This window comes from Nonomuraea sp. NPDC003709, assembly GCF_040610775.1.
In the GTDB taxonomy this organism is placed as follows: Bacteria; Actinomycetota; Actinomycetes; order Streptosporangiales; family Streptosporangiaceae; genus Nonomuraea; species Nonomuraea angiospora_A.
This window is the reverse complement of record NZ_JBEXMW010000050.1, coordinates 26703-53358: the sequence shown is the minus strand read 5'-3', so window position 1 is coordinate 53358 and position 26656 is coordinate 26703. Positions and strand designations below refer to the sequence as shown.

At 69.1% G+C, this 26656-nt stretch carries 27 protein-coding genes and 1 pseudogene; 12 read left to right on the top strand and 16 right to left on the bottom strand.

Annotated features, from left to right (window positions below):
- On the bottom strand, positions 1-842 hold an 842-nt coding region (locus ABZX61_RS63310), incomplete at its 3' end, for an arabinofuranosidase catalytic domain-containing protein (RefSeq protein ID WP_355212327.1).
- A gap of 526 nt (positions 843-1368) precedes the next feature.
- Here ABZX61_RS63310 and ABZX61_RS63305 point away from each other — a divergent pair.
- Entirely contained in the window at positions 1369-1695 is a 327-nt protein-coding gene (locus ABZX61_RS63305; protein ID WP_350742223.1) for a hypothetical protein, read from the top strand.
- Positions 1696-1842: 147 nt separating this feature from the next.
- Positions 1843-2832, top strand: coding sequence for a S66 peptidase family protein (locus ABZX61_RS63300; protein ID WP_355212324.1), 990 nt, complete (start codon positions 1843-1845; stop codon positions 2830-2832).
- 9 nt (positions 2833-2841) lie between these two features.
- Here the strand turns inward: ABZX61_RS63300 and ABZX61_RS63295 are convergent, their stop codons facing one another.
- The gene (locus ABZX61_RS63295) at positions 2842-4227 is read right to left on the bottom strand and encodes a DHA2 family efflux MFS transporter permease subunit (protein ID WP_355212321.1); all 1386 of its coding nucleotides are present in this window, start codon (positions 4225-4227) and stop codon (positions 2842-2844) included.
- A gap of 64 nt (positions 4228-4291) precedes the next feature.
- On the opposite strand from ABZX61_RS63295, the gene ABZX61_RS63290 reads away from it, so the two are divergent.
- Both ABZX61_RS63290 and ABZX61_RS63285 read left to right on the top strand, forming a co-directional pair.
- Positions 4292-5014 carry a helix-turn-helix transcriptional regulator gene (locus ABZX61_RS63290; RefSeq protein WP_355212319.1) on the top strand — a complete coding sequence of 241 codons (723 nt, stop codon included), beginning with the start codon at positions 4292-4294 and terminating at the stop codon, positions 5012-5014.
- Positions 5015-5084: 70 nt separating this feature from the next.
- Complete coding sequence (locus ABZX61_RS63285; RefSeq protein WP_355212316.1) at positions 5085-5729, top strand: class I SAM-dependent methyltransferase; 645 nt, start codon at positions 5085-5087, stop codon at positions 5727-5729.
- Between the two features lie 88 nt (positions 5730-5817).
- On the opposite strand, the gene ABZX61_RS63280 is transcribed toward ABZX61_RS63285, so the two are convergent.
- The gene (locus tag ABZX61_RS63280; protein ID WP_355212313.1) at positions 5818-6219 is read right to left on the bottom strand and encodes a hypothetical protein; all 402 of its coding nucleotides are present in this window, start codon (positions 6217-6219) and stop codon (positions 5818-5820) included.
- A 165-nt stretch (positions 6220-6384) separates the two neighbouring features.
- Here ABZX61_RS63280 and ABZX61_RS63275 point away from each other — a divergent pair, with 165 nt between their 5' ends.
- Both ABZX61_RS63275 and ABZX61_RS63270 read left to right on the top strand, forming a co-directional pair.
- Positions 6385-6822 (top strand): MarR family winged helix-turn-helix transcriptional regulator, encoded by a 438-nt coding sequence (locus tag ABZX61_RS63275; protein ID WP_355212310.1) that lies wholly within the window; start codon positions 6385-6387, stop codon positions 6820-6822.
- Positions 6819-7163: a nuclear transport factor 2 family protein gene (locus ABZX61_RS63270; RefSeq protein ID WP_355212307.1), complete on the top strand. Its 345-nt coding sequence runs from the start codon at positions 6819-6821 to the stop codon at positions 7161-7163. The genes ABZX61_RS63275 and ABZX61_RS63270 overlap by 4 nt, the downstream gene beginning before the upstream one ends.
- A gap of 76 nt (positions 7164-7239) precedes the next feature.
- Here ABZX61_RS63270 and ABZX61_RS63265 read toward each other — a convergent pair whose 3' ends face one another.
- Positions 7240-8034, bottom strand: coding sequence for a carbon-nitrogen hydrolase family protein (locus ABZX61_RS63265; protein ID WP_355212304.1), 795 nt, complete (start codon positions 8032-8034; stop codon positions 7240-7242).
- Between the two features lie 10 nt (positions 8035-8044).
- On the bottom strand, positions 8045-8776 hold the full coding sequence (locus tag ABZX61_RS63260) for an aldolase/citrate lyase family protein (RefSeq protein ID WP_350742205.1): 732 nt from the start codon (positions 8774-8776) through the stop codon (positions 8045-8047).
- A 58-nt stretch (positions 8777-8834) separates the two neighbouring features.
- Between ABZX61_RS63260 and ABZX61_RS63255 the strand changes: the two genes are divergently transcribed.
- Positions 8835-9515, top strand: coding sequence for a GntR family transcriptional regulator (locus ABZX61_RS63255; RefSeq protein ID WP_185069639.1), 681 nt, complete (start codon positions 8835-8837; stop codon positions 9513-9515).
- Here the strand turns inward: ABZX61_RS63255 and ABZX61_RS63250 are convergent, their stop codons facing one another.
- From ABZX61_RS63250 to ABZX61_RS63230, 5 genes are read right to left on the bottom strand one after another with little or no spacing between them, the layout of a single operon-like run.
- On the bottom strand, positions 9516-11123 hold the full coding sequence (locus ABZX61_RS63250; RefSeq protein ID WP_355212300.1) for an ABC transporter ATP-binding protein: 1608 nt from the start codon (positions 11121-11123) through the stop codon (positions 9516-9518). It abuts the gene before it with no gap.
- Between the two features lie 50 nt (positions 11124-11173).
- Complete coding sequence (locus ABZX61_RS63245; RefSeq protein WP_350742201.1) at positions 11174-11974, bottom strand: creatininase family protein; 801 nt, start codon at positions 11972-11974, stop codon at positions 11174-11176.
- Between the two features lie 13 nt (positions 11975-11987).
- A complete protein-coding gene (locus tag ABZX61_RS63240; protein WP_350742199.1) occupies positions 11988-12857 on the bottom strand; it encodes an ABC transporter permease in 870 nt (289 codons plus the stop codon).
- Positions 12858-12859: 2 nt separating this feature from the next.
- A complete protein-coding gene (locus tag ABZX61_RS63235; RefSeq protein ID WP_350742198.1) occupies positions 12860-13804 on the bottom strand; it encodes an ABC transporter permease in 945 nt (314 codons plus the stop codon).
- Entirely contained in the window at positions 13801-15246 is a 1446-nt protein-coding gene (locus ABZX61_RS63230) for an ABC transporter substrate-binding protein (protein ID WP_355212295.1), read from the bottom strand. Before ABZX61_RS63230 ends, ABZX61_RS63235 begins: the two co-directional genes overlap by 4 nt.
- Before the next feature lie 376 nt (positions 15247-15622).
- Between ABZX61_RS63230 and ABZX61_RS63225 the strand changes: the two genes are divergently transcribed.
- Positions 15623-16267, top strand: coding sequence for a DNA alkylation repair protein (locus ABZX61_RS63225; RefSeq protein ID WP_355212335.1), 645 nt, complete (start codon positions 15623-15625; stop codon positions 16265-16267).
- Here ABZX61_RS63225 and ABZX61_RS63220 read toward each other — a convergent pair.
- A complete protein-coding gene (locus ABZX61_RS63220) occupies positions 16179-16640 on the bottom strand; it encodes a hypothetical protein (RefSeq protein WP_355212332.1) in 462 nt (153 codons plus the stop codon). The two genes, ABZX61_RS63225 and ABZX61_RS63220, sit on opposite strands and share 89 nt — an antisense overlap.
- A gap of 248 nt (positions 16641-16888) precedes the next feature.
- Between ABZX61_RS63220 and ABZX61_RS63215 the strand changes: the two genes are divergently transcribed.
- Both ABZX61_RS63215 and ABZX61_RS63210 read left to right on the top strand, forming a co-directional pair.
- Positions 16889-17647 carry a class I SAM-dependent methyltransferase gene (locus ABZX61_RS63215; protein WP_355212292.1) on the top strand — a complete coding sequence of 253 codons (759 nt, stop codon included), beginning with the start codon at positions 16889-16891 and terminating at the stop codon, positions 17645-17647.
- A gap of 158 nt (positions 17648-17805) precedes the next feature.
- Positions 17806-18549, top strand: coding sequence for a hypothetical protein (locus ABZX61_RS63210; RefSeq protein ID WP_355212289.1), 744 nt, complete (start codon positions 17806-17808; stop codon positions 18547-18549).
- A gap of 21 nt (positions 18550-18570) precedes the next feature.
- Here ABZX61_RS63210 and ABZX61_RS63205 read toward each other — a convergent pair whose 3' ends face one another.
- A complete protein-coding gene (locus ABZX61_RS63205; protein ID WP_355212286.1) occupies positions 18571-18849 on the bottom strand; it encodes a MiAMP1 family antimicrobial peptide in 279 nt (92 codons plus the stop codon).
- A gap of 285 nt (positions 18850-19134) precedes the next feature.
- Here ABZX61_RS63205 and ABZX61_RS63200 point away from each other — a divergent pair, with 285 nt between their 5' ends.
- Positions 19135-20160 carry an ATP-binding cassette domain-containing protein gene (locus ABZX61_RS63200; protein ID WP_355212283.1) on the top strand — a complete coding sequence of 342 codons (1026 nt, stop codon included), beginning with the start codon at positions 19135-19137 and terminating at the stop codon, positions 20158-20160.
- A complete protein-coding gene (locus ABZX61_RS63195) occupies positions 20157-20993 on the top strand; it encodes an ABC transporter permease (protein WP_355212280.1) in 837 nt (278 codons plus the stop codon). Before ABZX61_RS63200 ends, ABZX61_RS63195 begins: the two co-directional genes overlap by 4 nt.
- 1686 nt (positions 20994-22679) lie before the next feature.
- Here ABZX61_RS63195 and ABZX61_RS63190 read toward each other — a convergent pair.
- From ABZX61_RS63190 to ABZX61_RS63175, 4 genes and pseudogenes are all read right to left on the bottom strand, one after another.
- A pseudogene (locus ABZX61_RS63190) lies at positions 22680-23873 on the bottom strand (BTAD domain-containing putative transcriptional regulator); the annotation flags it as partial.
- Positions 23874-24189: 316 nt separating this feature from the next.
- On the bottom strand, positions 24190-24813 hold the full coding sequence (locus ABZX61_RS63185) for a hypothetical protein (RefSeq protein WP_355212277.1): 624 nt from the start codon (positions 24811-24813) through the stop codon (positions 24190-24192).
- A gap of 105 nt (positions 24814-24918) precedes the next feature.
- Complete coding sequence (locus ABZX61_RS63180; protein ID WP_355212274.1) at positions 24919-26022, bottom strand: CU044_5270 family protein; 1104 nt, start codon at positions 26020-26022, stop codon at positions 24919-24921.
- Positions 26022-26609, bottom strand: a complete 588-nt coding sequence (locus ABZX61_RS63175; RefSeq protein ID WP_355212271.1) for an RNA polymerase sigma factor — start codon at positions 26607-26609, stop codon at positions 26022-26024. The genes ABZX61_RS63180 and ABZX61_RS63175 overlap by 1 nt, the downstream gene beginning before the upstream one ends.
- Positions 26610-26656: the final 47 nt, after the last annotated feature.

Here is a 26656-nt window from a genome sequence, read left to right as displayed (position 1 = left end):
TACATGCCTTCCGGCTGGTCTCCCCTGGCCACGCCGTTGGTGTTGTTGTTGCGGTAGCCGGTGCCGGGGGCCACGAACACGCCGTACGCCTTGTGGCCGTTGACCGTGGTCGGCGCCGCGGTCGCGTTCGCGAGGTTGTCGTACCCGCCCGGAGCCGGGCCCGGGAACCCGCCGGGAGGCGCCTGGGTGAGGTGGTTGCCGCGGCCGGACTGGTCGTAAATGACGGTGATGAGGCAGGTCGTGCCGGCGCAGAACGAATCCTGCGTGGCGGCGTTGGCGGACCCGCCCGCGCTCAGCACGCCGATGTTCTGGGTGGCGTTGTCCGAGGAGCGCCGTACCTGGTAGAGCGAGCCGTTGTAGGAGGCGTACAGGGCGCGGGTCGTGCTGTGCGCCGCCACGCACGGCGTGCCGCCCGCGGCGTAGATGTCGCACGGCTGGTTCGACGACGGCGGCGGCGTGACGGTGGGGGTGGGAGTGGGAGTGGGGGTGGAGACGCCGCCGGTGCAGGTGACGCCGTTGAGGGCGAAGCTCGTCGGCACCGGGTTGGAGCCGCTGTACGCCCCGTTGAACCCGAAGCCGGTGCTGCCGCCGCTGGGGATGCCGGCGTTGTAGCTGACGTTGGACACCGTGACCTGGGAGCCGGACTGGGTGTAGGTGCCGTTCCACAGCTGGGTGATGGTCTGTCCGGCGGGGAACGCCCAGGTGAGCTTCCAGCCGTTGATCGGGTCACCCAGATTGTTAACGCTAACATTTGCGCCGAAGCCGCCGGGCCACTGGTTGGTCACCGTGTAGGTGACCTGGCAACCGGCTGCGACGGCCGACGCGACGTGCGTTCCGGCCAAACCAACACCGGCCGTCAACAGCGCCGCGACGGCCGCGGCCGACAGTTTCCACCGTCGGCGGAAAGAGCTGACATGTCGCACTGGTGTTTTCCCATTCTCCGAGAGGTGGTCGAGCCGACGGTCCTCGGCGGGGAGCGATTAGTCAACGAGCCCGGCTCCCCTCAATTCCGGATCCCCGCTGACCTGGGGCTCGGTAACTCGGGGAACCGGTCGGAGGAGAAACTTTCATCCGTTTCTTCGGCAACGATCGGTAGATCGCTCGGGGCTGCTGTGACGGATGCGCTCAAACACAAAAATCGTGATTACATATGACGCTTGGGCTTTGACGTGCTATTTGCGATTAACGAGGTAACTGAGAATATCTGTATGGGTATGTCCGGTTCCATCTGAGTGTCCGCTGAAACGGCGGATGCCAGGTTCCGGACCGATCTATCCATGAACGGAAACGAGACACGTGAACACCAACAGTCGGCGGACGCAAGGGCGGCTCGCAGCACTAGCTATCACCGGCGCGGTCGCCGGTGTCATGCTCCTTCCACTGGGCCAGGGGGTGGCCTCCGCGAGCGCGGCCGGCGGCCCGCCGGCACCGCGTAAGGTGACCCGCGTGGTGCAGCAGGCCGCGCCGAGGGTCGTCAGCCACGAGAAGCCCGTCTTCATTCCTCGGCCCATCCGGCAGGGGCGCGAGCGCGTCTTCGTCGACGTGGAGAACCGCAACCGCAACCTCAACAGGCACGAGCGCCGGCGTGAGCACCGCCACCACGAGCACCAGGACAACCACAAGAACGATGGCACCTGGACCGACAACTCCGCCACCGAGACCCCGGAGTGGTCGGAAGACACCTCGGCGGAGTGAGGGGTCCTTCCGCTGACACCGCGGCCGGCGCCAGGTGAGAATCGTTCGCGCCTGCTCGGTGACGGTGGACGATATCGGCGTCGAGGAACAATGGAGCGGTTTATTCCATTGTTCCCGACGCCGAACTCGGCGTTAGGCTTCGGTCGTATGGATGTGATCTCTCCTCCCAAGCTGAACGCAGGCGACGTCGTACGAGTGGTGGCACCGGCCATGTCCCGCGCGATGGTCATGGAGCACGACCACACCGACCTCATCAGGTCCCGGTTCGCCGAGTTCGGCCTGACGCTCTCCTACGGCACCCATGTCGATGAGCGGGACGCGTTCGACTCGTCCAGCGTCGCCTCGCGGATCGCCGATCTGCACGAGGCCTTCGCGGACCCGTCGGTGGCGGCGATCCTGACGGTCATCGGCGGCTTCAACTGCAACGAACTCCTGCCGTACCTGGACTGGGAGCTGATCCGCGCCAACCCGAAGATCTTGTGCGGCTACTCCGACATCACCGCCCTGCAGAACGCCATCCTCGCTCGCACCGGGCTGGTCACCTACTCCGGTCCGCACTGGTCGACGTTCGGGATGCGGGATCACTTCGAGGAGACCCTGCGCTGGTTCACCTCGGTCATGTTCGACACCGCTCCGGTCTCGCTGACCCCGGCGGCGCGGTGGAGCGACGATCTCTGGTTCCTCGACCAGGACAAGCGCGCACCGATCCCCAACGAGGGATGGTGGCCGCTGCGGCCCGGCACCGCCGAGGGACGCATCGTCGGCGGCAATCTGTGCACACTGAACCTGCTGGCGGGCACCCCGTACATGCCATCCCTCGACGGCGCGATCCTGATCGTCGAGGACGACTTCGAGTCGCACCCGGCGAAGTTCGCCCGTGACCTGACCTCACTGCTGCAGCTTCCCGACGCCCCGAAGATCCGAGGACTGGCCGTCGGACGGTTCCAGAACGCCAGCCGCATGTCCCGGCCGCTGCTGGAACAGATCATCGCCACCCCACCGGTGTTGAGCCGCGTCCCCGTCCTGGCCAACATCGACGTCGGCCACACCAACCCCCTGGCCACCTTCCCGATCGGCGGCCAGGCCCGGCTCGCCGTCACCGACACCGAGTCGAGCCTGACGCTGCTCCGCCACTGACCGCCCGGATCAATGTGCGGGGCGGAGGGCGAAGACGGCCAGCGCGGCGGCGATCAGGAAACCGAGGCCGCCGACGGCGACGTCGGCGTGCAGGCCCGCCACGAGACCGCCGCCCGCGACCAGCGTGCCGACCAGCGCCACCCCGATCGCGCTGCCGGTCTGACGGGCGGCGTTGAACACCGCGGAGGCCGCCCCGCCGAGCTCGGGCGGCGCCGCCTCCATGATTGCCGCGGTGGCGGCGGGCATCGTGAAACCGGTCCCGAAGCCGGTGAGCATCAGCGGTACGACCAGCGCCCAGTAGCTCGTGCCGGCGTCGGCCGGCAGCCAGCTCAGCAGGCCGATCCCGCCGATGATCAGCCCGTACGCCATCGGCGGGCGCGGCCCGGTGCGCGCGGCGACCCAGCCGCTCAGCGGCGAGGCGATCGGCGGCATCAGGGCCATCGGCAGCATCGCCAGCCCGGTCGCCATCGCGTCGAGGTGGCGTACCTGCTGGAAGTACAGCGGCACGACGAACAGCAGGCCGTAGAAGCCGAGGTTGAGCAGCACGCCGATGGCGGCCGAGGCGGAGAAGCGGCGGCTCGCGAACAGCTCCAGCGGTAGCATCGGCGCGCTCGCCCGGCGTTCGAGCAGCAGGAACGCCGGCAGCGCGAGCACGAACAGAGCCAGCCCGCCCAGCACCACCGGCGAGGTCCAGCCGCTCGCCCCGGCCTCGATCAACGCCGCGGTCAGCCCGGCCAGGCACAACGCCCCGGCCACCTGCGCAGGCACGTCCAGCCCCCTGCGCCCCGTACCCCGCCCTGCCCGGCCGGGGACGTGCCGGACGGTGAGCAGGACGCCGAGCAGGCCGAACGGGATGTTCACGAAGAACACCGCCCGCCAGCCGATCGCGGACACCAGCACGCCGCCGAGCACCGGCCCCGTGCAGGCGGCGATCCCCGCGACCATGCCCCACACGCCGAACGCCCGCGCCCGCGCCTCCCGCTCCGGGTACGCGTCACGCAGCAGCGCCAGCGAGGCCGGCACCATGGCCGCGGCACCGGCGCCCTGCACCAGCCGGGCCCCGATCAGCGCACCGGCCGACGTCGCCAGCCCGCACCAGGCCGAGGCCACGGTGAACACCGCCAGCCCGGCCAGGAAAACCGGCTTCCCGCCGAGCCGGTCGTTGAGCCCGCCACAGAACAGCAGCAGCCCGGCGAACGCCAGCGTGTAGCCGTCGACGACCCACTGCAGCTCGGTCAGCCCGGCGGGCAACCTGGCGCCGATCACCGGGATCGCCACGGTGACCACGGTGACGTCCAGGATGACCAGGAAATATCCGAGACAGAGCGCGATCAGCGGTGACCAGCCCGCGGTCCGCGAGAGGGACGCGGTCGGCTCTCTCGTTGTACGCGTCATGCCTTCAGTCTGGAACGGAACTACTACGGCGAACGCCGAACTGTCGTCGTCCTAGACTGGCCCCATGTGGAAGACCGCCACGGAGGCCGACATCGCGCACGTCGCGGCGGCCATCGGCGATCCGACCCGGACCAAGGTGCTGCGCGCCCTCGCCGACGGCGGCGGGCTGCCCGCCAGCGCGCTGGCCGCCGAGGCCGGGGTGAGCATGTCCACGATCAGCGGCCACCTGACCAAGCTGCGCGAGGCCAAGCTGCTCACCGTCGAGCACGACGGCCGGCACCGCTATTACCGCCTGGCCAGCACCGACGTGGCGCGGGCGCTGGAGGAGCTGGCCAGGATCGCCCGGCCGCTGCCGGTCACGTCGCTGCGGGAGGACGTCCGCAACCAGGCGCTGCTGCGCGCCCGGCTCTGCTACGACCACCTCGCCGGGCGGCTCGGGGTGGTGCTGCTGGCCGCGCTGGTGGACGGCGGCGTGCTCGCCACCGCCGCGAACGGCTACCGGATCACCCCGACGGGCCTCGGCAGGCTGGGGGAGTTCGGGATCGACGTCGAGGAGTTCTCCCGGCGGCGACCGGCGATCCGCTACTGCGTCGACTGGGGCGAGGGCCGCCACCATCTTGCGGGCGCGCTCGGCGCGGCCATCGCGACCCGGTTGTTCGCGCTGGACTGGCTGCGCCGCGGCCGGGCCCGCCGGGTCGTCCAGCTCACCGACGCGGGCCGCACCGGCCTGCACGAGACCTTCGGCGTCCCTCTCGACTGGGACACCCCGCAAGCCGCACCCCGCTGATCCGGGCCGGTCGGGGTGCCGAGGATCGGGTTCGTACGACGGCGCCGGTCAGGGTCTAGAGTCGTCCACCGTGACCGAAACCCCCTCCTATCTGACCACGACGGCGGAGGCCTACGACGCCGTCGCCGTCCTGTACGCCGAGCTTTTCCATGATGCGCTCGACCGCCAGCCCCTGGACCGCGCGGCGCTCGCCCCGTTCGCGGAGCTCGTGCGAACCGGCGGTGCCGGGACCTCGGTCGCCGAGGTCGGATGCGGCCCCGGGCACATGACAGCGCACCTCCGGGACTTGGGGCTGGACGCCTTCGGCATCGACCTGTCCCCAGTGATGATCAACCTTGCCCGTGAGGCCCACCCTGACCTGCGTTTCGAGGTCGGTTCGATGGACGCCCTCGACCTGGCTGACGGGGAGCTGGGCGGCATCCTGTCCTGGTATTCCATCATCCACACTCCACCGCAGGAACTGTCGCCGTACTTCGCCGAGTTCCGCAGAGTGCTGGCCCCGGGAGGCTACCTCCTGATCGGCTTCTTCGACTCCGAGGGCGGGCCGGTGATGGAATTCGATCACAAGGTGACGCTTGCCTATCGCTGGCCGATCGACGGCCTCGCCGAACTGGCGCGCGAGGCAGGGTTCGTCGAGGTGGGACGAATGCTGCGCGAGCCCCAAGAAGACGAGCGGCAGTTCCGCCAAGGCCGTCTGCTGATGCGCAGACAGTAGATCCGACAGCCGGCCGGCGGCGGCCACCTCGACTGCCAGAACCGCAGCGCGTGCAGCGCCGCTTCCCGAGAAGCGGCGCTGCCTCGGCTCAGCTGCAGCGCGCGACCCGGCTCACGGAGTACGGCTTGTAGGCGGCGGCGTAGAACTTCTTCTTGCCCTTGGTGTGGGCGTTGACGGTCATGCAGCGGTACTTGGCGGCCTTGTCGCCGACCGAGCCCTTCCTGACGAACATGATCTTGACACTGACCTTGTGGCTGCAGTGGTTGTTGAAGTAGATGGTCGCGGTCGTGTTCCCCTCGCCCCAGGAGTAGTTGGCCCACTTGCCCCTGGGCTTGGAGCAACTGACGCTGTCGCGCTCGATCCCGGCTCGGGCCGACGCCGTACCAGCCTTGGTCGCGGTGGAGGCCGCGCTTGCCGGTGCCGAGGACAGCAGCAGAGCGGCCGTGGCGGCGGAGCCGAGGAGAACGGATACGAGCTTCTTGCGAGTCATGCTTCAACCTCATGAAGGTAAATAGATCTTGACAAAAGCACCATACCGGTCGTCCGAATCATGAGTAAAGCCGCCCCCTCACCATCCGTAGAACAACCGGTTACGCAGCGCCGTCCGAAGTCCCAACTGTCTCTTGATAACATCAAGAGTTGAGGCTATAAAGAGATGGTGCATGAAGAGACGTCGGAGGACACGTTCTTCCGTGAGCTCGGAGGGGCCTGCGCCGAGCTGCGGCAGGCATTCGCCCGGCACGTGGGCATGAGCCCCCACCGCGTACAGCTGCTCGTCCGGCTGTGGCGTGACGGCGAGACCAGCCACAGCGACCTGCGCCGGACCCTGGGCATCGACGGTGCGAGCGTCACCCGGCTGGTCAAGGAGTTCGAGGCCGAAGGGCTGGTCGGTCGCCGCCTGGACCCGGCGGACAACCGCTACACCCTGTCCGCGCTGACCTCCGCCGGCGAGCGCGTCGCGGCCGATCTGGAGCGATCGCACCAGGCGTACCAGGAACGGCTTCTCGACGGCGTCACCCCGCAACAGCAGGAGATCGTGCTGGGCGTTCTACGCCGCATCCGCGCGAACATGATCGAGCAGGAGAGTCGATGACCGAAGACGTACGGGCCGCTGCCCGGCGCATGTATGCGGCGTTCAACGCCCACGACCACGCCGCCACGGCGGAGATCTTCACCGCGGACTTCTACAGCCACCCTCTGGACACGACCGGCCCCGAGAGCGTCACCCGGTCGTGGCAACGGTTCCACGAGACCTTCCCGGATGCCCAGGTCGTCGTCGAGGACATGGTCGTCGAAGGGGACACGGCCGCCGTCCGTACGAGTGTGCACGGCATTCCCGGGCGGCAACCACCGACCATGCTGGAGATCTTCCGCGTGTGCGACGGACGGATCGCCGAGCTGTGGGGGCTGTCGTCGCTGCGACGCGACTCCTGACACAGCGGTTCGGCGCACGGCTGTGGCGCCGAAACCGAGTGACATCTCTTCCCTGGTCCGATCTCCTGAGACCGGCTCAGGCGGGGAGCACCTTGAAGCGACGGTTGACCAGGCTCGGGTTCTTGGCGCGTACGGCGCGCAGCCGCTCCGCGCCGATGACGGCCGACGCGACCCCGGGGGCCTCGCCCGCCGACGCCACCACCGTGCCCATCGGGTCCACGACCGCGCTCTGCCCGGTGCAGACGGGGCCGGTCTGGCCGCTGGCCAGGACGTACGCGGTGTTCTCGATCGCGCGGGCGCGGACCAACGTGATCCAGTGGTCCTCCTTGGCGGGCCCGGCGACCCACGCGGCGGGTACGACGAAGGCCTCGGCTCCGGCGTCGACCAGGAACCGGGCCATCTCCGGGAAACGGAGGTCGTAGCAGGTCAGGACGCCGAAAGTGAGGTCGTCCAGGGTGAAGACGAGCGGTTCCGGCGCGTGCGCCTGCACCCGGTCGGACTCGCGGTAGCCGAAGGCGTCGTAGAGGTGCACCTTGCGGTAGACGCCGAGCGGGTCGCCGCCCGCGTCCACGGCGAGCACGGTGTTGCTGGGCTTGCCGCGGTCCCCGGCGGGCGCCTCGGTCATGCCGGCGACGACGGCGATGCCGTGCTTCTTCGCCAGCGCGCCGATGGCGGTCGCGAAGGGCCCGTCGAGGGGCTCCGAGTCGGGGACGATGTCGGCCGTCACGTCCGGGTTGGAGTACATGGCGTTCTCCGGCAGGACGACGAGCCGCGCCCCTTGGGCCGCCGCCTGCTCGATCAGCCCCGTGGCGGCGCCGAGGTTGGCGGACTTGTCGGTGGTGGCGCTGAACTGTCCGACGGTGACGAGCATGCAGGGTCTCCTAGTGGGTGAGTTCGTGGGTCTGGTCGAGCGCGGCCTTGAAACCGGCCATGATGGCGCCGTGCTCCATGGTCAGGACGAGCTGGTCGGCGCCGTTCTCCAGGGCGAACGCCTTCTCCTCCGGCGACCACGCGGGCAGCACCCAGGGTTTGCCCGCGGCGCGGGCCGCGTCCGCCACGATCTTGAGGTCGGCGAAGTCCCCCTCCGAGCGGGAGTAGGCGCCCCGGCCGCGGCGGATGGACAGGTCGCTGGGGCCGATGAAGACGCCGTCGACCGTGTCGAGCGCGAGGATGTCGTCGATCTGCTCGATGGCGCCCGCGTCCTCGATCATCGGGTAGACGCGGGTCTCGCGATCTTGGCGTACGATCCACTCGTCGTCGAACCCGCCGTACCGCGCCGTCCGTCCGCCCGCGAAGCTTCTGTCGCCCCGAGGGGGGAACTTCCCGAAGGCGCAGACGGCGGCCGCGTGCGCGGCGCCCTCGATGTGGGGCACGACGACGGCGGTGGCGCCGAAGTCGAGGGCCTGCTGGATCGGCCCCCGCTCGGGCCCGAGCACCTTGGCCAGCACCTCCAGGCCGAGACCACGAAGGAACGGGATGAAGCGTTCGAGGTCGGCCAGGTCGAAAGAACCGTGTTCGATATCGAGCACCACCGCGCCGTAGCCCAGGTCGGCCACGATCTCGGCGGCGGCGAAACTCGGACCGGACAGCCAGGCGGCGTATCTCCGCTGCAACGGATACTCCTTCTCACGGTTAATATACGCTGTGTATACACACGAACGTGGGGGTGGCATGAACTGGGAACCGGACATCGCACCGGCGGCTACCGCGGGCGAGCGCGCCTACCGATGGACGCGCGAGGCGATTCTCGGCGGCCGGTTTCCCGAGGGATCCTTCCTGGAGGAGAAGCTGGTCTGCGACGAGGCCGGCGTGTCGCGCACTCCCGTCCGTGAGGCGTTCCACCGCCTGGCGGCCGAGAAGTACATCGACCTCCTGCCCAGGCGCGGCGCGCAGGTGCGCAGCGTGACGGCTGCCGAGTTGTTCGAGACGTACGAGATGCGGCTTGTGCTCGAGATCCACGGCTTCCGGATCCTGTGCGACAAGAAGACCGACATCCCGCAGGAGCTGTCGGCGCACCTGGACCTGATGGAGGATCCGGACATGGTGGCGCGGTGCAGGGCGGGCGACCGCGACGCGATCGCCGAGCACGCCAAGATGGACTTCTTCTTCCACTTCGCGTTCGTCAGGGCGACGGGCAACACCGTACTGACCGACCTGTTCAGCAGCCTCCAGCCACGGCACCAGCGGATCGGGGTCAGCGCCGTGGCCGCGCGCCCCGACCGGCTGGCGGTCATCAACCCCGAGCACCGCACCCTGCTCGCAGCCCTGACTATGCACGACTTCGACACCGCCGAACGCACCCTGCGCAACCACCTGCGGCCCGACGAGCGGGTGGTCTCCCACCTGAGGTGATCACCTGGCGATCGCCCGCCACAGCTCGCGGCGCTCGGCCTGCTCGGCGGGGTCGGGCACCGGCGCCGCCGCGACCAGCCTCCGGGTGTAATCCGTCTGGGGATCGTTCAGCACCTCGCGGGCCGGGCCGTGTTCGACCAGCCGCCCCTGCTGCAGCACGGCGACGTCGTGCGAGAGCAGCTCGACCACGCCCAGGTCGTGGCTGATGAACAGGCAGGAGAAACCGAGCCTGTCCTGCAGCTCCTGGAACAACCGCAGCACCGTGGCCTGCACAGAGACGTCCAGCGCCGAGGTGGGCTCGTCGGCGATGAGCAGCTCGGGCTCCAGCGCCAGCGCGCGGGCGATCCCGACGCGCTGCCGCTGGCCGCCCGACAGCTCGTGCGGGAACCTGCCGGCCCAGTTCCTGGGCAGCTCCACCTGGTCGAGCAGCTCCAGCACCCGCTTGTGGACGGCCGTGCGGCCCGCGTACCGGTTGATGATCATCGGGGCCGCGATGGAGTCGCCGATCGACCGGCGCGGGTCGAGCGAGGACCCCGGGTCCTGGAAGACCATCGAGTACTTCCTGCGGAACCCGCGCAGTTCCCTGGCGCCGAGCCCGGTCACGTCACGTCCGCAGATCTCGATCGTGCCGGACGTGGCGCGGACCAGCCCGACGATGGCCCGGCCGATCGTGGACTTGCCCGAGCCCGACTCGCCCACCAGGCCGAGGACCTTCCCCTTCCCGATCTCGAAGCTGATGTCGTGCACCGCTTTGAACCCTTTGCGGCCCAGCCGCCCCGGGTACTCGACCTGGAGGCCGGCGACCCGCAGCGTGGCGCCCCCCGGCGTGTCGCCGCCGGACGGCGCCGGCTCGGCCTGGCCGCGCCGGGGCACCGCGGACAGCAGCTTGGTGGTGTACTCGTGCCGGGGTTCGGCGAACAACCGGGCGACCGGGGCCTCCTCCACGACCTCGCCCTGCTTCATCACCACCACCCGGTCGGCCAGGTCGGCGACCACGCCCATGTCATGGGTGATGACCACGACCGCCGAGCCGAGGTCCTTCTGCAGGCGGCGCAGCAGCTCCAGGATCTCCGCCTGCACCGTGACGTCGAGGGCCGTGGTCGGCTCATCGGCGATGATGACCTCGGGTGACCAGGCGATCGCCATCGCGATCATCGCGCGCTGCCGCTGGCCGCCGGAGAGCTGGTGCGGGTAGCTGTCGATCCGCGACTCCGGCTCCGGGATACCGACCTTCCTCAGCAGCTCCAACGTACGTGAGCGGGCCTCGGCGGCCGGTACGCGCTCGTGGCACTGGATCGCCTCGATGATCTGCTCGCCGATGGTGTAGACCGGGTTCAGCGCGGTCATCGGCTCCTGGAAGATCATCGCGATCCGCTTGCCCCGGATGTCGCGCAGGGCCTCCTCGCCGAGGTCGAGCAGCTCGGTGTCGCCGTACCGGATGCTGCCGCGACGGCGCGCGTTCTTGGCCAGCAGCCCGAGCACCGACATCGAGCTGACCGACTTGCCCGAGCCGGACTCACCGACGAGCGCCACCACCTCGCCCTTGGCGACCGTGAAGCTGACGTTCTTGACGGCGGGCACCCACGTGCCCGCGATCTGGAAGTCCACCGAGAGCCCCTCGACTGAGAGGATCGGCTCTGCGGAACTCGTGCCGGTTGTCATGCGTCCCTCGAGGTGTTCCGGTCGTATTCCTGTATGTAGGCGGAGCAGAAACCGATCACCCGCTCGATCCAGATCTCGCCCGTCTTCGCGTTGCCGAGACTCACGTCGCCGGTGCAGCCGGTCGCGCTCACCTCGGAGAAGTCCCACAGGACGGTCCCGCGCACGTCGTGCCCCGGGATCGCCGCCTCCGTGTAGCTCGTCGGGGTCCAGCCGCTGCCCGACGCCAGGCCGCCCGAGACGGCCAGCTCGCTCTGGACCTGGTCGGGGAACATCGCGAGCATCGCGGAGTGCTCGGGCTCCGCGCCGTGGCCGTACGCCGTGGCCGGATCGTCGTAGACGTCCCGCATGAGCGCGTAGCCGAGCTGCCACGGGTACAGGTGGCCGACGAGAACGCCCAGGTCATGACGTGCCTGGAGGCCGGCGTCGATGACGGGCCCGACGTTGCCGCCGTTGTTGTTGACGATGATCACGCGACGGAAGCCGGACTGCACGAGCGCCTCGATGATCTCGTACGTGACGGCGCGCAGTGTCGCCGGGCTCAGTGAGAGGTTGCCGTTGAAGCCGCGGAAGACCCCGGAGTGCCCGTAGTGGAGGGCGGGCGCGACATAGCACCCGTTCTCCTTCGCCAGCTTGTCGGCCACCCATTCCGCCACGATGGAGTCCTCGTGGATCGGCAGGTGCGGGCCGTGCTGCTCGACTGCGCCGATCGGCAGCAGGATGATCGGGTCCCGTTCCGCCAGCTCCTTGACCTGGGTCCAGGACAGCTCGCCGAGCCTGTGGGTGGAAGGGAGGGTCATGAATGCGTTCCTTTCAGTTGGTGCCACGGCGCCGCGGGTCGAGCAGGTCGCGGATGCCGTCCCCGAACACGTTGAGCGCGAGGACGACGAGGATGATGAGCACGGACGGATAGAGCAGCAGCGTCGGCTGGACCTCCAGGAAGTCGCGGCCCGAGCCGACCATCGTCCCGAGCGAGGGCAGTGGCGGCTGCGCGCCGAGGCCGAGGAAGCTCAGCCCGGCCTCCATCTGGATGGCGAAGCTCACCGACAGGCTCAGCTGGACGATGATGGGCGCCGCCACGTTCGGCAGGATCGTCCCGACGAGGATTCCCGCGGGCCGCGCGCCCATGATCTTCGAGGCTTCGACGTACTCCAGGTTCCGGATGGCCAGAACCTGGGTGTAGACGATCCTGGTGAACCTCGGGATGTACAGGACGCCGATCACCAGGACGACGTTCACCAGGGCCGGGCCCATGATCGCCACCACCGCGATGGCCAGCACGATCGGGGGGAAGCTCAGCAGGACGTCGATGCCGCGCATGATGATCGTCGAAGCCCAGCGGCCGACGTACCCGGCCACGAGCCCGAGCGCGACCCCGATGACCGCCGCCACCAGCACCGCCGACAGCGCCACCCCGAGCGACACCTGGAGCCCGACCAGCAGGCGCGACAGGACGTCCCGCCCGAAGTCGTCGATGCCGAGCACGGAGGCCGAGGTCAACGGCTTGCCGACGATGTCTCGGTAGTCGTACGGCGCGATCAGCCTGGCGAACAGCGTGACGATCGCGATCAGCAGCAGGAAAGCGCCCGCGACGGACGTCCTGCGGTTGGACAGCATGCGCCGGAGGAAGGTCCTCCTGCCGGCGCTCTCGATCGCAGGCGCGCCTGACAGCACGGTGGCCATGATCAGTTATCCTCCGCCCGGGGGTCGAGTGCCCTGGCGACCAGGTCTCCGACCAGGTTGACCAGGATGACGATGGTGGCCGCGGCGAGGACGACGGCCTGGATGACGGGATAGTCGCGCTGTCCCACGGCGTTCATGAGCAGGGAGCTCATCCCCGGCCACCCGAAGATGGTCTCGACCAGGACCGTGCTCCCGATCAGCGTCGTCAGCTCGACCGTCGTCGCGGAGACGACGGCGAGCAGCGCCGTACGCAGCGCGTGCCGGTTGATGACGTGCTTCTCGACCAGGCCCTTCGCCCGTGCCGTGCGGACGTAGTCGGCGTTGAGCGTCTCCAGCATCGACGCCCTGGTCATCCTCGTCACCACCGCGCACGAGGCCGCCGTCAACGTGGCCACGGGCAGGATGAGGATCTGCAGGTGGGCGAGCGGATCGTCGAACGGCGAGGCGAACCGGCGCGGCGGCAGGATCGGGATGAAGAACGCGAACACCAGCAGCAACAAGGTGCCGATCACGAACACGGGCAGCGAGATCCCGAAGATCGACCCGGCGACCAGCGCGTGGTCGGCCGGTTTGTCGGCGCGCGTGGCGGCGATCCGGCCCAGCGCGATGCCGACCACCAGCGAGATCGCCAGCGCGATGAGGACGAGCTCCAGCGAGTTGCCGATCCGGGACGGCAGGTCCTGCATCACCGGGCGGCCGCTGATCAGCGAGGTGCCGAGGTCGCCCTGGAACAACCGGGTCCAGAACCCGACGAACTGGCTGAAGAACGGCTCTTCGAGGTGCATCGCGGCCCGGGTGGCGGCGACCTGCTCGTCGGTGGCCGCGTCGCCGAGCACCGCCCTGGCCGGATCGCCGGGGATGAGCCGTACGAGGAAGAACACGATGGTTCCGACGAGGAGCAACTGCAGGATCGCCTGGGCGAACCGCTTGGCCAGGAAACGCCTCACGCCGTCTTCTCCATCCAGGTCCGGCGCAGGGCCGTGGCGGTCCAGGCGCCCTTCGGGGGGTGCTCGTAGCCCTTGACGTGGTTGTAGTGGGCCTCGCCCTGCTCGCGGCGGATCGTGTACGTCATCGGGACCAGCTCCAGGGCCCGTTTCTCGACGTCCAGGTAGATCTCGTTGCGCAGGCTCTGGTCGGAGCTCCTGCGTGCCTGGGTCAGCAGCTCGTCGATCTTGTCGTCGGCGAAGTCGAGGTATTTGGCGAAGGCGCCGGTGCTGCCGATGAAGTCGCCGAGCGAGGCGGGATCACCGAACTTCGGCGCCGTCCCCCAGGAATGGACGGGGAAGACCTTGGTCGACACGCTGGAGCGGAAGGTCAGCCACTCCTGCTGGGTGAGGTTCACGTTCAGTCCCGCGGCGCGCAGGCCGGGCAGCATCGCCTGCGCCGGCCTGGCGATGACCGAGTACGAGCTGGTGGTCACGACCGGCAGCGTCAGGCCCTCCTGCCCGGCCTGCTTGAGCAGGAATCTGGCCTGTTCCGGGTCGTAAGGCATGGAGCCGGCGAGCTGGGGCGCGTACGGGGCGAAGGTCTCCGACATCAGGGCGCCGTCCATCGGCTTGCCGTGCCCCAGCAGCGCGGTGTCCAGGACGGACTGCCTGTTGATCGACATCGCGATGGCCTTGCGGACGCGTACGTCGTCGAAGGGACGCCGGCTGGTCACGAAGCCCACGAAGCCGAACCCGAAGGTCTTGTCCGAGACGAACCGCAGCCGCGGGTTCTCGGAGATGACGCCGACGTGGGTGGCGGGGACGTAGTCGATCATGTCCACGGTCGCCGTGCGCAGCGCCGTCACGCGGGCATAGTCGTCGCCCATCGGCTGGAAGACGATCCCGTTGAGGTACGGCAGGCCGTCCTCGAAGTAGTTCTCGAACCGGACGTATGTGGTGCTCACCCCCGGGATGCGCTCCACGAACCGGAACGGTCCGGTGCCCATGACCTGCGTCTTGGTGTTCGCTCCCGACTCGATCCACTTCCTGGAGACGATGTTGGTGGTGGGCGCGGCCAGGGCGAACGGGAAGGCCACGTCGGGCTGCTTGAACCGGAACACCACGGTGGTGGCGTCGGGCGCCTCGACGGAGGCCACCTGGTCGAGCAGCGGGGCCGACGCCGCCGCGGTCGCCTTGTCCATCATGCGGCGGAAGGAGAAGACCACGTCGTCGGCGGTCATCGTGGACCCGTCGTGGAAGCCGACCCCGGGGCGCAGCCTGACCTTGTACGTCAGCTCGTCGGCCCAGCCGAACTCGCTCGCGAGATCACCGACGATCTCTCCGGCCCCGTTGTACTGGACCAGCCCGTTGTAGGCGAGCTGGCGCAGGTAGTCGGAGGCGCTGCCGCTGGTGAGGTGGGGGTCGAGGTTGGCCGGGTCGGTGGAGAGACCGAAATACAGCACCCCGCCGCGGTTCGGTCCACCGCCACCCTCGCCTGAGCGGATTTCCTGCATCGATAGGGGCAAGGTCTCTGGGCTGCCGCAGGCCGTCAGGGCAGATGCCCCCAGCGTGGCTACGCTTCCGGCGAGAAATCCTCGCCTGCTGATCACTGCCATGACATCTCCGCCTCGTCAGGGCCTGGCGCTGAGTCGTTGGGTTGGGGATCCATCAGGTATTGCGTATGTATACATGGCGTTCACACCACGGTCAACGGGTTGCAGCCTGGCGGAATTTGAGATACCGGCCAGGACAAAACGCTCGCCGATGACCCGTCGTAGGCTGAATCCCGCACGTAACGGACAGGAGGCTGAGGTGGCCGAGACGACGGTGGCCGAGGTGATGGCCGAGCTGGCCGAACTCGAGGACCCGAAGGCACGCGCGGTGAACGAGAGACACGGTGACGATCACGGTGTGAACCTCGGCAAGCTGCGCGCGCTCGCGAAGCGGCTGAAGACGCAGCAGGAACTCGCGTGCCGGCTCTGGAAGACGGATGACACCGCGGCGAGGCTGCTGGCGATCCTGATCTGCCGGCCGAAGGCGTTCGAGCGTGACGAGTTGGACGTCATGGTGCGCGAGGCCCGCGCACCCAAGGTGCACGACTGGCTCGTGAACTACGTGGTGAAGAAGAATCCGCACGCCGAAGAGCTGCGCCTGGCCTGGTCCGCCGATCCGGATCCAGCGGCCGCGAGTGCCGGCTGGGCGCTGACCACCGAACGCGTGGCGAAGAAGCCCGAGGTCCTTGACCTCTCAGGGCTGCTCGACGTCATCGAGGTGGAGATGAAGGACGCCCCGGATCGCCTGCAGTGGGCGATGAACCACTGCCTGGCCCAGATCGGGATCGAGCACGCCGAGCACCGCGCCCGTGCGATCGACATCGGTGAGCGCCTGGAGGTGCTCAAGGACTACCCGACCTCCCCGGGCTGCACGTCTCCGTTCGCGCCCACCTGGATCGCCGAGATGGTGCGCCGGCAGGACGATCAGTAGTGGCCTGATGCGTTTCTGCTCTGTACGGCCCGCAGCACGAGCATGAAGCCCAGCAGCGCGCACCAGGCGCCGAGCGTGAACCGGCCAGCGCGGTCAAGGTGGTCACCGCCAGCCGTTCCAGCCCGCTGCCGAACCGTACCCCCTCGCCTCTCACCAGCCGTTCCAGCGAGGGCCCGGTGATGAACTCGCTCACGATGTACGGCCGGCCGTCGGCGACCCCGACCTCCAGCACCCGAGCCGTGCAGAACGGCGCCACCCGCCGCGCCGCCTCCGCCTCCCGCAGGAACCGCCGGTGCGTCTCCGCATCCCCCATGTACGCGTGCAGCACCTTCACCGCCACCTTCGCCCCGGCGGCGTCCTCCCCTGAATACACCGACCCCTGCCCACCCCGGCCGAGTACGCCGCGCAGCCGGAAGGCGCTGATCTGGCCCGGATCCGCAGACGAGAGAGGCAGCACGAAGTGACCTTAGTGCGCCCTCCATCTCCCCACCACCGCCGTGCAGGTACGTCCGACCCCCATGCCCTCTTGCGGCATGACGCGACACTACGTATCGTGCCGATGTATCAAGTCGATATATCGGGCTGACGGTTAGCCGTAGCCCGGCTGACGCGGGAGCTGCGATGAGGCGGATCGACTACGACACGGAGCAGTACCAGGACTACGCACGTGGCCGCGCTCTCTCCGAGCAGCAGCTGCGGACATGGATCAGCGCCTTCGAAGCGGTGCTGCCCGAGCGGCGTCCGCTGACGGGGCTGGACGTCGGATCGGGGACCGGCAGGTACACCCCCGCGCTGGCACGAACATTCGGGCCGGTGACCGGCGTCGAGCCGTCGGTCCGCATGCGCGAAGTGGCGCAGGCGCAGTCCCGGCATCCCGGGGCGCGGTATCTGGCAGGCTCCGCCGAGGACATACCAGCGCCGTCCGGCAGCGCCGACTACGCTCTCATGTTCCTGTCCTGGCACCACGTCCAGGACAAGCCGCAGGCGGTCCGAGAACTGGCCAGGGTGCTCAAGCCCTCTGGGCGGCTACTGCTGCGCGCGAATTTCAGCGACCACCATCCCAGGCCGTGGTGGCTGGAGCACTTCCCCCGCGGCTTCGAGGCGGACGCCTCGCTGTTTCAGCCGCTGCACGAGGTCATCGCGATGTTCACGTCGGCCGGCTGGCGCGTAGCCGGCTTCGGCACGGTCACCGAGCCGTCCGTCGGCACCCGCGCTGACATGCTCGAACGGCTGCGCCTGCGCACCCTCTCGTTCTTCGCCCAGCTCAGTCCCGACGAGCTGGAGTCCGGCTTCCGCCGCCTGGAGCAGGCCGTCGCCGCAGATCCCGACGCACCGGCGCCCGTATTCTCCGAGCCGCTCCTCACGCTCGAACGGTGCTGAAGCGGGCTTCGCCGACCGGGCTCGAACCGGCGTCCACCCGGAATGACGAGCCGGGCGCTGTTGGCCCGGGGGTGACACAACCCCGGCGCCTCTGCGATGCAGATCGAATATAGGGCTCGTGCTCCGGATGTGATCCGGCTGCGGCATGATCGCCTGCCATGAAGAAGATGATCACTGTTGCGTTGGTGTGCGGAGCCTTCCTGGTGGCTGCGGCGCCTGCTCAGGCGGCTCCCCAAGATCCCGTACGTGCGCTGAAGGCCAAGCTGGTCGCCGGGCACGGCGTGCGTTTCACCGAGAAGGCCGACTGGTCCGACGGCACCGACACGGAGCAGGCGTACATCAACAAGGGCGTCTTGCAGTTCGACGCGAAGGGGCTGGCCGCCTACGACATCGCGAGCACCGCTTGGGACGAGGAGAAGGATCGCGTCATCTACCTCGACAAGACCACATACCTCTCCGGGGCCCTCGCGGAGACGCTGCCCAAGGGCAAGGCCTGGTTCAAGTACAAGGGCGGCGGCGGGATGCCGTACCTGTACGGGCAGATCCTCAATCCCACCGAGTCGGCGACGCTGTCCGCGCTGCTCAAGAAGGGCACGACGGCCGGGAACAAGGTCACCGGAAAGATCACCTTCAAGGAGCTGGACAAGGTCTCGCCATGGTTCTCCCGCTCGGAGGTCAGCTCCTGGCCCGGCGGTACGCAGGTCGAATACACGCTGACGCTGACCTCGGCCGGCCTGGTCAGTAAGCTGTGGAGTTCGTTCACGGCCAAGGGCGTCCCGGACGACTACTCCGATTACGAGGGCAGCACCTTCATCGTCGACACCCGCTACACCGGCTGGGGAAGCAAGGTGTCGGTCAAGGCGCCGAATCCCAAGACCGTGACCGACAAGCTGGCCAGCTGAACGACACCGGGCGGGCGGGCGTCAGCACTCCACGAAGATGCTCTTCCAACCGACGCCCGTCCCCTGCTTCGCGTTGCCCATGGCGGGCAGCGTGAAGTGCACCGGCCCTCTGGTGTTGATCTGGTTGTGCATCCGGCCGGCCTGGCCGGAGCCGTACCACTTGTACGACCCGCGGTAGCGGAGGTTGGTCACGCCGCACTTGTCGATGACCTGAGTCTGGCCGGTGAAGCCCGGCCCCTCGTAGGCCACGTACGTCGAGCCGGCGTCCTCGGCCGTCGAGGCGTTGGCGGCACCGCCCATGATTGCGACGAGGGAGGCAGAGACGGCGCAGACAAGGGCGATTCTCTTGATGCTCTTCACGTCGATTCTCCAGGTGCGTCTTGGGTTATAGGCGAAAGCATTTTTCCTGACGAGAGGAACATATGGATCAACCCTTGATCGTCACTTGCGCCTCACTTACACCACACGTGACAACGGCAAGGATCAGGAGTGAACGTCCCCGATCGGCAGGGTCCGGTTCGCTCGCGGCGACCGGTGAAACCCGGTCGAGGGCACCGTGAAACCGGCACCGCCGAAAGTGAAGCCATGAGCATCACAGAACTCGGACGTACCGAGGGCCGCCCCGTCCTCGGCGGGGGCGCCGATCTGGCCGTACGCGCGCAAGGGCTGGTGAAGACGTTCGGCGAGCACCGCGCCGTCGACGGGATCGACCTGGAGGTACGCCCCGGTGAGATCTTCGGAGTCCTCGGCCCGAACGGCGCCGGCAAGACCACCACGATACGGATGCTGGCCACCCTGCTGACGATCGACGCGGGCCGCGCCGAGATCTTCGGGGTCGACGTGGCCGGCAACCCGCACATGATCCGCCAGTTGGTCGGCGTCACCGGACAATACGCGTCGGTCGACGAGAACCTGACGGCCCGCGAGAACCTCTGGCTCTTCGGCCGCCTGCAGGGCATCGCCGCGCCGCGCGCCCGGCGCATCGCCACCGAACTGCTGGGCCAGTTCGGCCTGGAAGAGGCCGCCGACAAGGCGATCTCGCACTTCTCCGGAGGCATGCGCCGGCGCCTCGACCTGGCGGCCAGCCTGATCACCAGGCCACCGCTGATCTTCCTCGACGAGCCGACCACCGGTCTCGATCCGCGCACCCGCGGCCAGATGTGGGACACCATCCGCGGTCTGGTCGCCGACGGCTGCACGGTGCTGCTGACCACGCAATATCTGGACGAGGCCGATCAGCTCGCCGATCGTGTCGCCGTCATCGACCACGGCCGCAAAGTCGCCGAGGGCACGCCCGACGAGCTGAAGACCGAGGTCGGCAACTCCACACTCCAGCTGCTGCTCGCCGACCCGGGCGAGGTACCCACCGCTGTGGAGGTCGTACGGCGCGTCCTCGGCGACGACCCGGTACTCAGCCCGGAGCAGGGCCGCCTCAACGTCGCCCTCGACCAGGCCGACCTGGCCGCGGACGTACTGATCGCGCTGCGCACCGCCGGGGTGTCGATCTCCTCGGTGAGCGTGGCCAAGCCCAGCCTGGACGAGGTGTTCCTCGCCCTCACCGGTCACGAGACGAATGGGTCCGATGGGGCCGGCACGAAGGAGAACCGATGAGCACCGTGATCGCACCCGCCCGCGAGGCCGTACGGGCCGCCGACCGTGTGGAGGCCGCCCGGCGGCGCGTCTCCATGGGGGAGACGATCGGTCAGACCCTGACGATGGCCTGGCGGGCGCTCAAGAAGATGCGCCGCAACCCGGAGCAGTTCTTCGACGTGACGCTGCAGCCCATCCTGTTCACCGCGATGTTCGCCTTCATCTTCGGCGGCGCCATCGCCGGCAATGTGGAGAGCTACCTCCCCCTGATGATCCCCGGCATCCTCGCCCAGACCGTGCTGACGACGTGCATGGCCACGGGCACGCAACTGCGCGAGGACATGGAGAAGGGCGTCTTCGACCGGTTCAAGTCGTTGCCGATCGCCCGGATCGCGCCGCTCGCCGGCCCTATGGTGGCCGACCTGGTGCGCTACACGATCGCGGCCACGCTGACCTTCGGCATGGGCCTGGTGATGGGCTACCGCCCGGGTGGTGGAGCGGGCGGCGTGCTCGCCGCGATCCTGCTGGCGATCTTCACGGGCTGGTCGCTGGCGTGGGTTTTCACCTGGGTCGGCACCATAGCCCGCAGCGCCCAGGCGGTGCAGGGCATCTCCATGATGATCCTGTTCCCGCTGACGTTCCTGTCGAACGCGTTCGTCCCCGTCGAGACCCTGCCCGGCTGGCTGGCCGCGTTCGTCCGCTTCAACCCGGTCTCACACCTGGTCACGGCCACCCGCGACCTCGCCAACAGCGGCCTCGTCAGCGGAGAGGTGGCCTGGACGCTGCTGGCGTGCCTGATCGTCATCGCGATCTTCGCGCCGCTGTCGGTACGCAGCTACAAGCGGCACATGTGACGTGTGCCCGTCACGGCCGGAGACCCGCTCGACGAGACTGCGCGCCTCGTCGAGCAGGTCGGAGCCGCGCCGATCGCCGTACTCGGCCCGCAGGGCGGCGATCATCCCGGGCGCGGCCCGCTCCGCGTACGGTTCGATCCGCTCGAAAGCCATGCTGGGCATGCTGGTGTTGTACGCGAACCGTTCGGCCAGCACCAGCAACCCGATCGCGTCGCGCGGGGCCATGGCTCCGCGCAGCACCCCCCACGCGCCGAGCGCGAAGAGCATCGAGCCGCACAGCGGAAAGTCGAGGATCGGGCTGTCCGTGGCCAGCAGGTCGTAGCCCCGGACGGTGGAGAACAGTTCCTCGCCGTACCGGGAGTCTTCCGGCGGCGCGTGGTACGCGTACGCCGTCAGAGTGACCGACTCCGCCATGATCGTCCACGGCGTGACCTCCGCGCGCAGCACCCCGGGCAGCCGCAGGTTGTGCGCCCGCTGGACGGCCAGGCGGTATTCCGCGAGCGCGGCGGCCGTCCTGCCGCGGGCGAGGGCGAGCTCGGCCGCGCACAACGAGGCCATCGCCACCCCGCCGAGCACGGTCTCGCTGTCGTTGATCCGGATGATCCCGGCGAGTTCGGCCTCCGCGGCGTCGAGGTCGCCGTCGGCGAGAGCGGAGATCAGCAGCAGCGCGCGGAGCTGAACCTCGTCGTCGGCGGCGCCGATCCGGCTCAGCACCGGGATGGCGGTACGCGCGTGTCCGACCGCCCGCCGTCGGTCGCCGTGCTGCATGACCAAGTGGGCCAGCATGGCGTGCATGATCGCGGCGAACCACGGCCCCTCGTCCTCGCGGACCATCGTCAGGGTGCGCTCGGCGGCCTCGATCGCCCCGGTGACGTCTCCCGTGTTCTCCAGGACCTGGGCGGTCATCTGCGTCGCCGCCCAGACCACGTTGCGGTCGGTGCTCCGGGACAGCTCCTCCAGCCGACGGCGCACGTCGGCGCCGTCGTCCGCGTCGCACGCGAGCAGCACCGTGGCCATCGCCGCCATCCGGTGATCCGTCGCGTCACCGGTGGGCAGCCTACGGAGGAGGTCGCGCATCGGACCGCTGCCGCGGTCGGTGAAGTTCAGGCTGTTCATGAGCGTGATCAGCATGGCGCCCCTGGCCACCTCGACGAGCTGCGGCGGCGGCAGCCAGCCGCTGACCACCTGGGCGATCGCGTCGCGGTGAACGAGAATCCGGGAGTGGTCGCCGCGGATCGACCACAGCGCGCCGACGCCGGCCAGCAGCTGGACCATCGTGACGGGATCGGGCTCGCCGAGAGCCTGCCGGAGCAGATCGGCGAGGTTGCTCTCTTCCGCGTGCAACGCGTCGGCCGCCGCGAACTGCCCCGGGCCGAACAGCTTGGAGCCGTGTTCGAGGGTGTACGCCGTCGCCCAGGCCCGCTGCGCCGCCCGAGCGGACGCCTCTTCGCCGGCCTCCTTCAGCCGCATCCGCCCGAACTCCCTGACGGTCTCCAGCATCCGGTAGCGCAGGCCGTACGACGTCTCGCGGACGCTCAGCATCGACTGCTCGGTCAGCGCGTTCACCACGTACAGGGCGTCCGAGCCCAGTACGTCCTCGGCCGCGGTCAGCGTGAAACCGTCGCCGAACAGCGACATCCACCGCAACGCCAGCCGTTCCGGCTCGTCCAGCAGATTCCACGACCACTCGATGACCGCGAGCAGCGTCTGGTGCCGATCGGGGGCCGTCCGGTTCCCGCCGCGCAGCAGGGCGAACCGGTCCGCCAGGCGCCGGGCGATCTCCTCCACCGACATCGCCCGTACCTTGGCCGCCGCCAGCTCGATCGCGAGCGGCAGCCCGTCAAGGCGGGCGACGATCTCCTCGACCACTCCCTCGTCGATCCGCACACCCGGGCGAGCGGCCGTGGCGCGCTGGCGGAACAACTCCACCGCGTCGCCCGTGGGCAGCTCGCCGAGCGGGTAGACACGTTCGGCGGGGATCGACAAGGGGGCGCGCGAGGTCGTGAGCACCCGCAGGTCGCGGGTCGTCACGGTCAGGAACGCCACCAGGTCGGCGACGGCCTCGATCACGTGCTCGCAGTTGTCCAGGATCAGCAGCGCCGGAGCCTGATCGAGATGCTGGGCGATCCGGGCGCGAACGTCCGAGCGCTGCTCGGCGGTCAGCACACGACGCCCGCTGACCGAATCCCGAACCCCGAGTGCCGAGCCCACCTCCCCCACCACGCCTTCGGGCGAGGACACGCCGACGAGCTCGACGAAGTGAGCGACGGGCTGCGCGACGTCTCTGCCGACGACATGCGCCAGCCGCGTCTTGCCCAGCCCGCCAGGGCCGATGACGGAGACCACCCGGTTGCTCCGCAACAGGGCGTGCACCGCGCGGATGTCGTCATCGCGGCCGAGCAACGAGGAGCCGTCGAACAGGATGCCCGCACGCACCGGCCGGTCCGCGACGAGGAGTTCGGCGTACACGCGGGCGAGCTCAGGCCCCGGTTCGGTGCCGAGCCGCGCCACCAGGCCCGCGCGATACCGTTCGTAGCGCTCCAGAGCGGCGGCGGCACCTCGTACGGCGGCCTCGCTCCGCAGCAGGCAGGCCAGCAGCTCCTCGTCGTGCGGCCCGTCGGCCGCGGCCTCCTCCAGCAGCGGCAGCGCGGCCTCGTGCGCGCCGCTCCGGCCCCGCGCGATCGCCGCCACCCGCCGGGCCTCGGCCACCCACTTCGCCGCCATGCCCCTCAGCTCGGCGAGCGCGCCCGTGGCACCGTCCGAGCCGCCGGCCACGAGACCCATGGCCTCTTCGGCGCGGCGACGCGCGAGCGCCACGTCGTCCTCACCCAGTGCGGCCCGCGCCTCCGTCACCAGCGCGCCGACCAGCAGCGCGTCCACCTGATCGGCGGCCAGCCCGAGCCGGTAACCACGCGGGATCCGGACCACGACATCAGCACCGGTCGCCGCCCTGGTCCGCGAGACGACCACCTGCAGCGCCTTCGTCGGATTGGCCGGCGCCTCATCGGGCCACAGCTCCTCGACCAGGTGCTCGTCACTGACCCCTGCACGCCCGTGCAGGGCGAGCACGGACAGCAGGGTCTGCGCACGATCGCCGACCACGCGCACACCGTGCCAGCGGACGCCGTCGAGCAGGACCAGAGCGGGGGACACACCCTCAGCTTACGGACGAGTCAGACGAGAGCGGCGTGACCGCTCAGTCTGAAGCGGTCGAGTCGCGGAAGAGGAAGCTGTTCGAACGATCCGTGTGCAGGTAGTGGTGGAACCGCGTGGCCTTCGCCTGGGCCGTCCTGTCGGCGGTGACGATCGTGAGGAGGACGTACCTCTTGGTCACGGCCACCCGCTGCTTGGCGTAGACGTACCTGTCGAGCATCTTGTCCCGGTGCCACTTCACCGCCCGGGAGGAGCCCGCCAGGTGGACGGCCGTGGCCTTGGCCGCCTTCACGGTGGGGAAGGACATGATGACCTGGACCGCCGTGAGATGCCCACGGTAGGCCTTGTAGGCCAGTTGAACGACGCGCTCGCACTTGTTCCTGGCCAGCACGCCGTTCCTGTCCACCGGCGCGCAGGAGTCGTACGTCCAGCCGCCCACCTTCTCGGCCTTGAACGTGACGCCGCCCAGACGGAAGTTCCAGTCGCCGTACGCGTCGGCGTCGATCGGAGAGTCCGGGCGGCGCTCGTTCTCGCTGGGGCCCGGCTCCTTGGGCGCGGGTGTGGGCTCCGTGGTCGGCGAGGCCGCGGCGGTGCTCGGGTCGGGGGCGCTGAGGTACCTGTACACGCTGAACGTGAAGCCGCCCGGCAGAAGCACTGCCAGGATCACGACCAGAGCAGAAACAACACCGGGGTATTCCCGCGGACCGGGTTGCCGAGGGTGTCCCATGCGTCAATTGTGCTGTACTTCATTACCTTCTGCCCCAAAACACCGTCAGCAGAACATCGGCTTGCCGGCATCCTTCGGGACCTCCGGCATGGAGTCGACGACCTTCACCGTCATCACCGCCGTACTGGCGCCCGGAGTCTCCCTGACCTGTCCGCCCTCCTGCCGTCCGATCCAGGTCCGGTAGCCGAGGAACCGGTAGGTGTCCGGCTCGAAGATGAGCTCCCCACGTTCCCAGCCGCCGGGGCTCTCGAACTTGAGCGAGGCGCCCACCCCGTGTCGTCCGGCGGGGTCGGTGAGGTCCGGGACGACGGTCACGGTCGGCAGCTTCGACAGCGCGCCGAAGACCGTGGCCCTGGTCTGGGAGGAGGTGAGCGGGTCCTGTGCCAGCCCGAGCAACGAGCTCGCGACGACCTTCTCGACCCGCATGTTGATCTCGTCCTCGCCCAGGTCCTTCTCCCCTCGTCTGCGCTGGTCCGACTGGACGAACGTCTCCGCGCCCTGGCGGATCTTCGCCAGAACCTGATCAGGATCGGCGGGAAGATCGGCGGCCTGGAACGGCAGGCTCAGGGAGCGCCTGGGGCACTGCCCCGCGCGCTCATACTCCACCGTTCCGGGGGATTGCACGTGCTCAGGGCGCCCGCTGGTGGCGTGTGTCTGCCCGTACGTCGAGCGCGTCAGGGCCTTGCCGGGATCCCCGGCGGGCATCCATACCTCTCGGCGCACGTCCTGGGTGTACTCTCCCTCGGAACCGCTGGCGAACGTGACGTTCTTCTGGTCGACGTAGACGAACTGCCCCGGCCCGGGCCGTACGTCCTCCCGCGCCGCGACCGAGGCCGCATGACGGAGCAACTCGGCGGCGCTGGCCGGAGGGGTCCCGAATGGAGCGGAGTCGTGACCGCCACGCACCACGACCAGTCCCGCGGTCACCGCCGCCGCGAGCCCCACGGCCACGCCGGCCCTCATCGCCCACCAGCCGGCCGGGAAACCGCGAAGAGACCGCCGACGTGGCCGCGCCGGCTGACGGTGGCCGCTCCCGGTCCGCTCGGCCTCGATCTCTTCGGCCACCAGCACCCATGCGCGCGCGGTCACCTCGGGCGCGGGTCCGGGCAGGCTGTCGTGGTGGGCCTTGATCGCTTCGAGTTCGTTCATCACAGTGCCTCCCCGGCGGGACCGATGATCTTGCGGAGCTTCTTGCGGGCGCGGTTGAGACGTGATCCCACCGTTCCCTGAGGTATGCCGAGAGCCTCGGCCACCTCCTCGTAGCTGAGTTGCGCGCAGGCGACCAGCAGCAGGACGTCCCTGTCCCCGGACGAGAGCCGGGCGAGACCGGCGGCCAGCCGCGGTTGCATGACCGCAGCGGAGACCCGCTGCACCACGCGCTCGTCGTGACTGGCGATCTCCGTGGCATCGGCGCTCCTGGCCAGCGCCCGATACCTGCGCGCCTCACCGCGACGGTGCTCGGCGACCAGGTTGGAGGCGATGCCGTACAGCCAGGGCCGGGCGCTGGGGCAGGTGAGGTCAAAACGGTCCCGGCTACGGAAGGCGCGCAGAAAGGTTTCCGCCGCGAGGTCATCCGCGGCCGCCTCACCCAGGCGCAGGTGAACATAGCGGTGGATGGATGCGAAATAGCGATCGAAGACGGCGCCGAAGCGATCAGGGTGACGCCACGACGCCTCTATCACCTGCGCGTCGGTGCCCTCGCTGGGAGGCGCCGAATCTTGGGGGGGAGCTGTCATGCATGCCGGCCTTTCAGGCGATTACCTCGGAACACCCCTAGTTCGGC

What these genes read in the sequence shown, in the direction of transcription:
- ABZX61_RS63265 (WP_355212304.1), bottom strand. Translation starts at nt 8,034, where the DNA reads ATGCTCGTCACCGTCGGACAGTTCAGCGCCACCACCGACAAGTCCGCC.
- ABZX61_RS63210 (WP_355212289.1), top strand. Translation starts at nt 17,806, where the DNA reads ATGAAGAAGATGATCACTGTTGCGTTGGTGTGCGGAGCCTTCCTGGTG.
- ABZX61_RS63175 (WP_355212271.1), bottom strand. Translation starts at nt 26,609, where the DNA reads ATGACAGCTCCCCCCCAAGATTCGGCGCCTCCCAGCGAGGGCACCGAC.
- ABZX61_RS63200 (WP_355212283.1), top strand. Translation starts at nt 19,135, where the DNA reads ATGAGCATCACAGAACTCGGACGTACCGAGGGCCGCCCCGTCCTCGGC.
- ABZX61_RS63245 (WP_350742201.1), bottom strand. Translation starts at nt 11,974, where the DNA reads ATGACCCTCCCTTCCACCCACAGGCTCGGCGAGCTGTCCTGGACCCAG.
- ABZX61_RS63270 (WP_355212307.1), top strand. Translation starts at nt 6,819, where the DNA reads ATGACCGAAGACGTACGGGCCGCTGCCCGGCGCATGTATGCGGCGTTC.
- ABZX61_RS63225 (WP_355212335.1), top strand. Translation starts at nt 15,623, where the DNA reads ATGGCCGAGCTGGCCGAACTCGAGGACCCGAAGGCACGCGCGGTGAAC.
- ABZX61_RS63215 (WP_355212292.1), top strand. Translation starts at nt 16,889, where the DNA reads ATGAGGCGGATCGACTACGACACGGAGCAGTACCAGGACTACGCACGT.
- ABZX61_RS63195 (WP_355212280.1), top strand. Translation starts at nt 20,157, where the DNA reads ATGAGCACCGTGATCGCACCCGCCCGCGAGGCCGTACGGGCCGCCGAC.
- ABZX61_RS63280 (WP_355212313.1), bottom strand. Translation starts at nt 6,219, where the DNA reads ATGACTCGCAAGAAGCTCGTATCCGTTCTCCTCGGCTCCGCCGCCACG.
- ABZX61_RS63300 (WP_355212324.1), top strand. Translation starts at nt 1,843, where the DNA reads ATGGATGTGATCTCTCCTCCCAAGCTGAACGCAGGCGACGTCGTACGA.
- ABZX61_RS63180 (WP_355212274.1), bottom strand. Translation starts at nt 26,022, where the DNA reads ATGAACGAACTCGAAGCGATCAAGGCCCACCACGACAGCCTGCCCGGA.
- ABZX61_RS63305 (WP_350742223.1), top strand. Translation starts at nt 1,369, where the DNA reads ATGCTCCTTCCACTGGGCCAGGGGGTGGCCTCCGCGAGCGCGGCCGGC.
- ABZX61_RS63295 (WP_355212321.1), bottom strand. Translation starts at nt 4,227, where the DNA reads ATGACGCGTACAACGAGAGAGCCGACCGCGTCCCTCTCGCGGACCGCG.
- ABZX61_RS63205 (WP_355212286.1), bottom strand. Translation starts at nt 18,849, where the DNA reads ATGGGCGGTGCCGCCAACGCCTCGACGGCCGAGGACGCCGGCTCGACG.
- ABZX61_RS63290 (WP_355212319.1), top strand. Translation starts at nt 4,292, where the DNA reads ATGTGGAAGACCGCCACGGAGGCCGACATCGCGCACGTCGCGGCGGCC.
- ABZX61_RS63240 (WP_350742199.1), bottom strand. Translation starts at nt 12,857, where the DNA reads ATGGCCACCGTGCTGTCAGGCGCGCCTGCGATCGAGAGCGCCGGCAGG.
- ABZX61_RS63275 (WP_355212310.1), top strand. Translation starts at nt 6,385, where the DNA reads ATGGTGCATGAAGAGACGTCGGAGGACACGTTCTTCCGTGAGCTCGGA.
- ABZX61_RS63255 (WP_185069639.1), top strand. Translation starts at nt 8,835, where the DNA reads ATGAACTGGGAACCGGACATCGCACCGGCGGCTACCGCGGGCGAGCGC.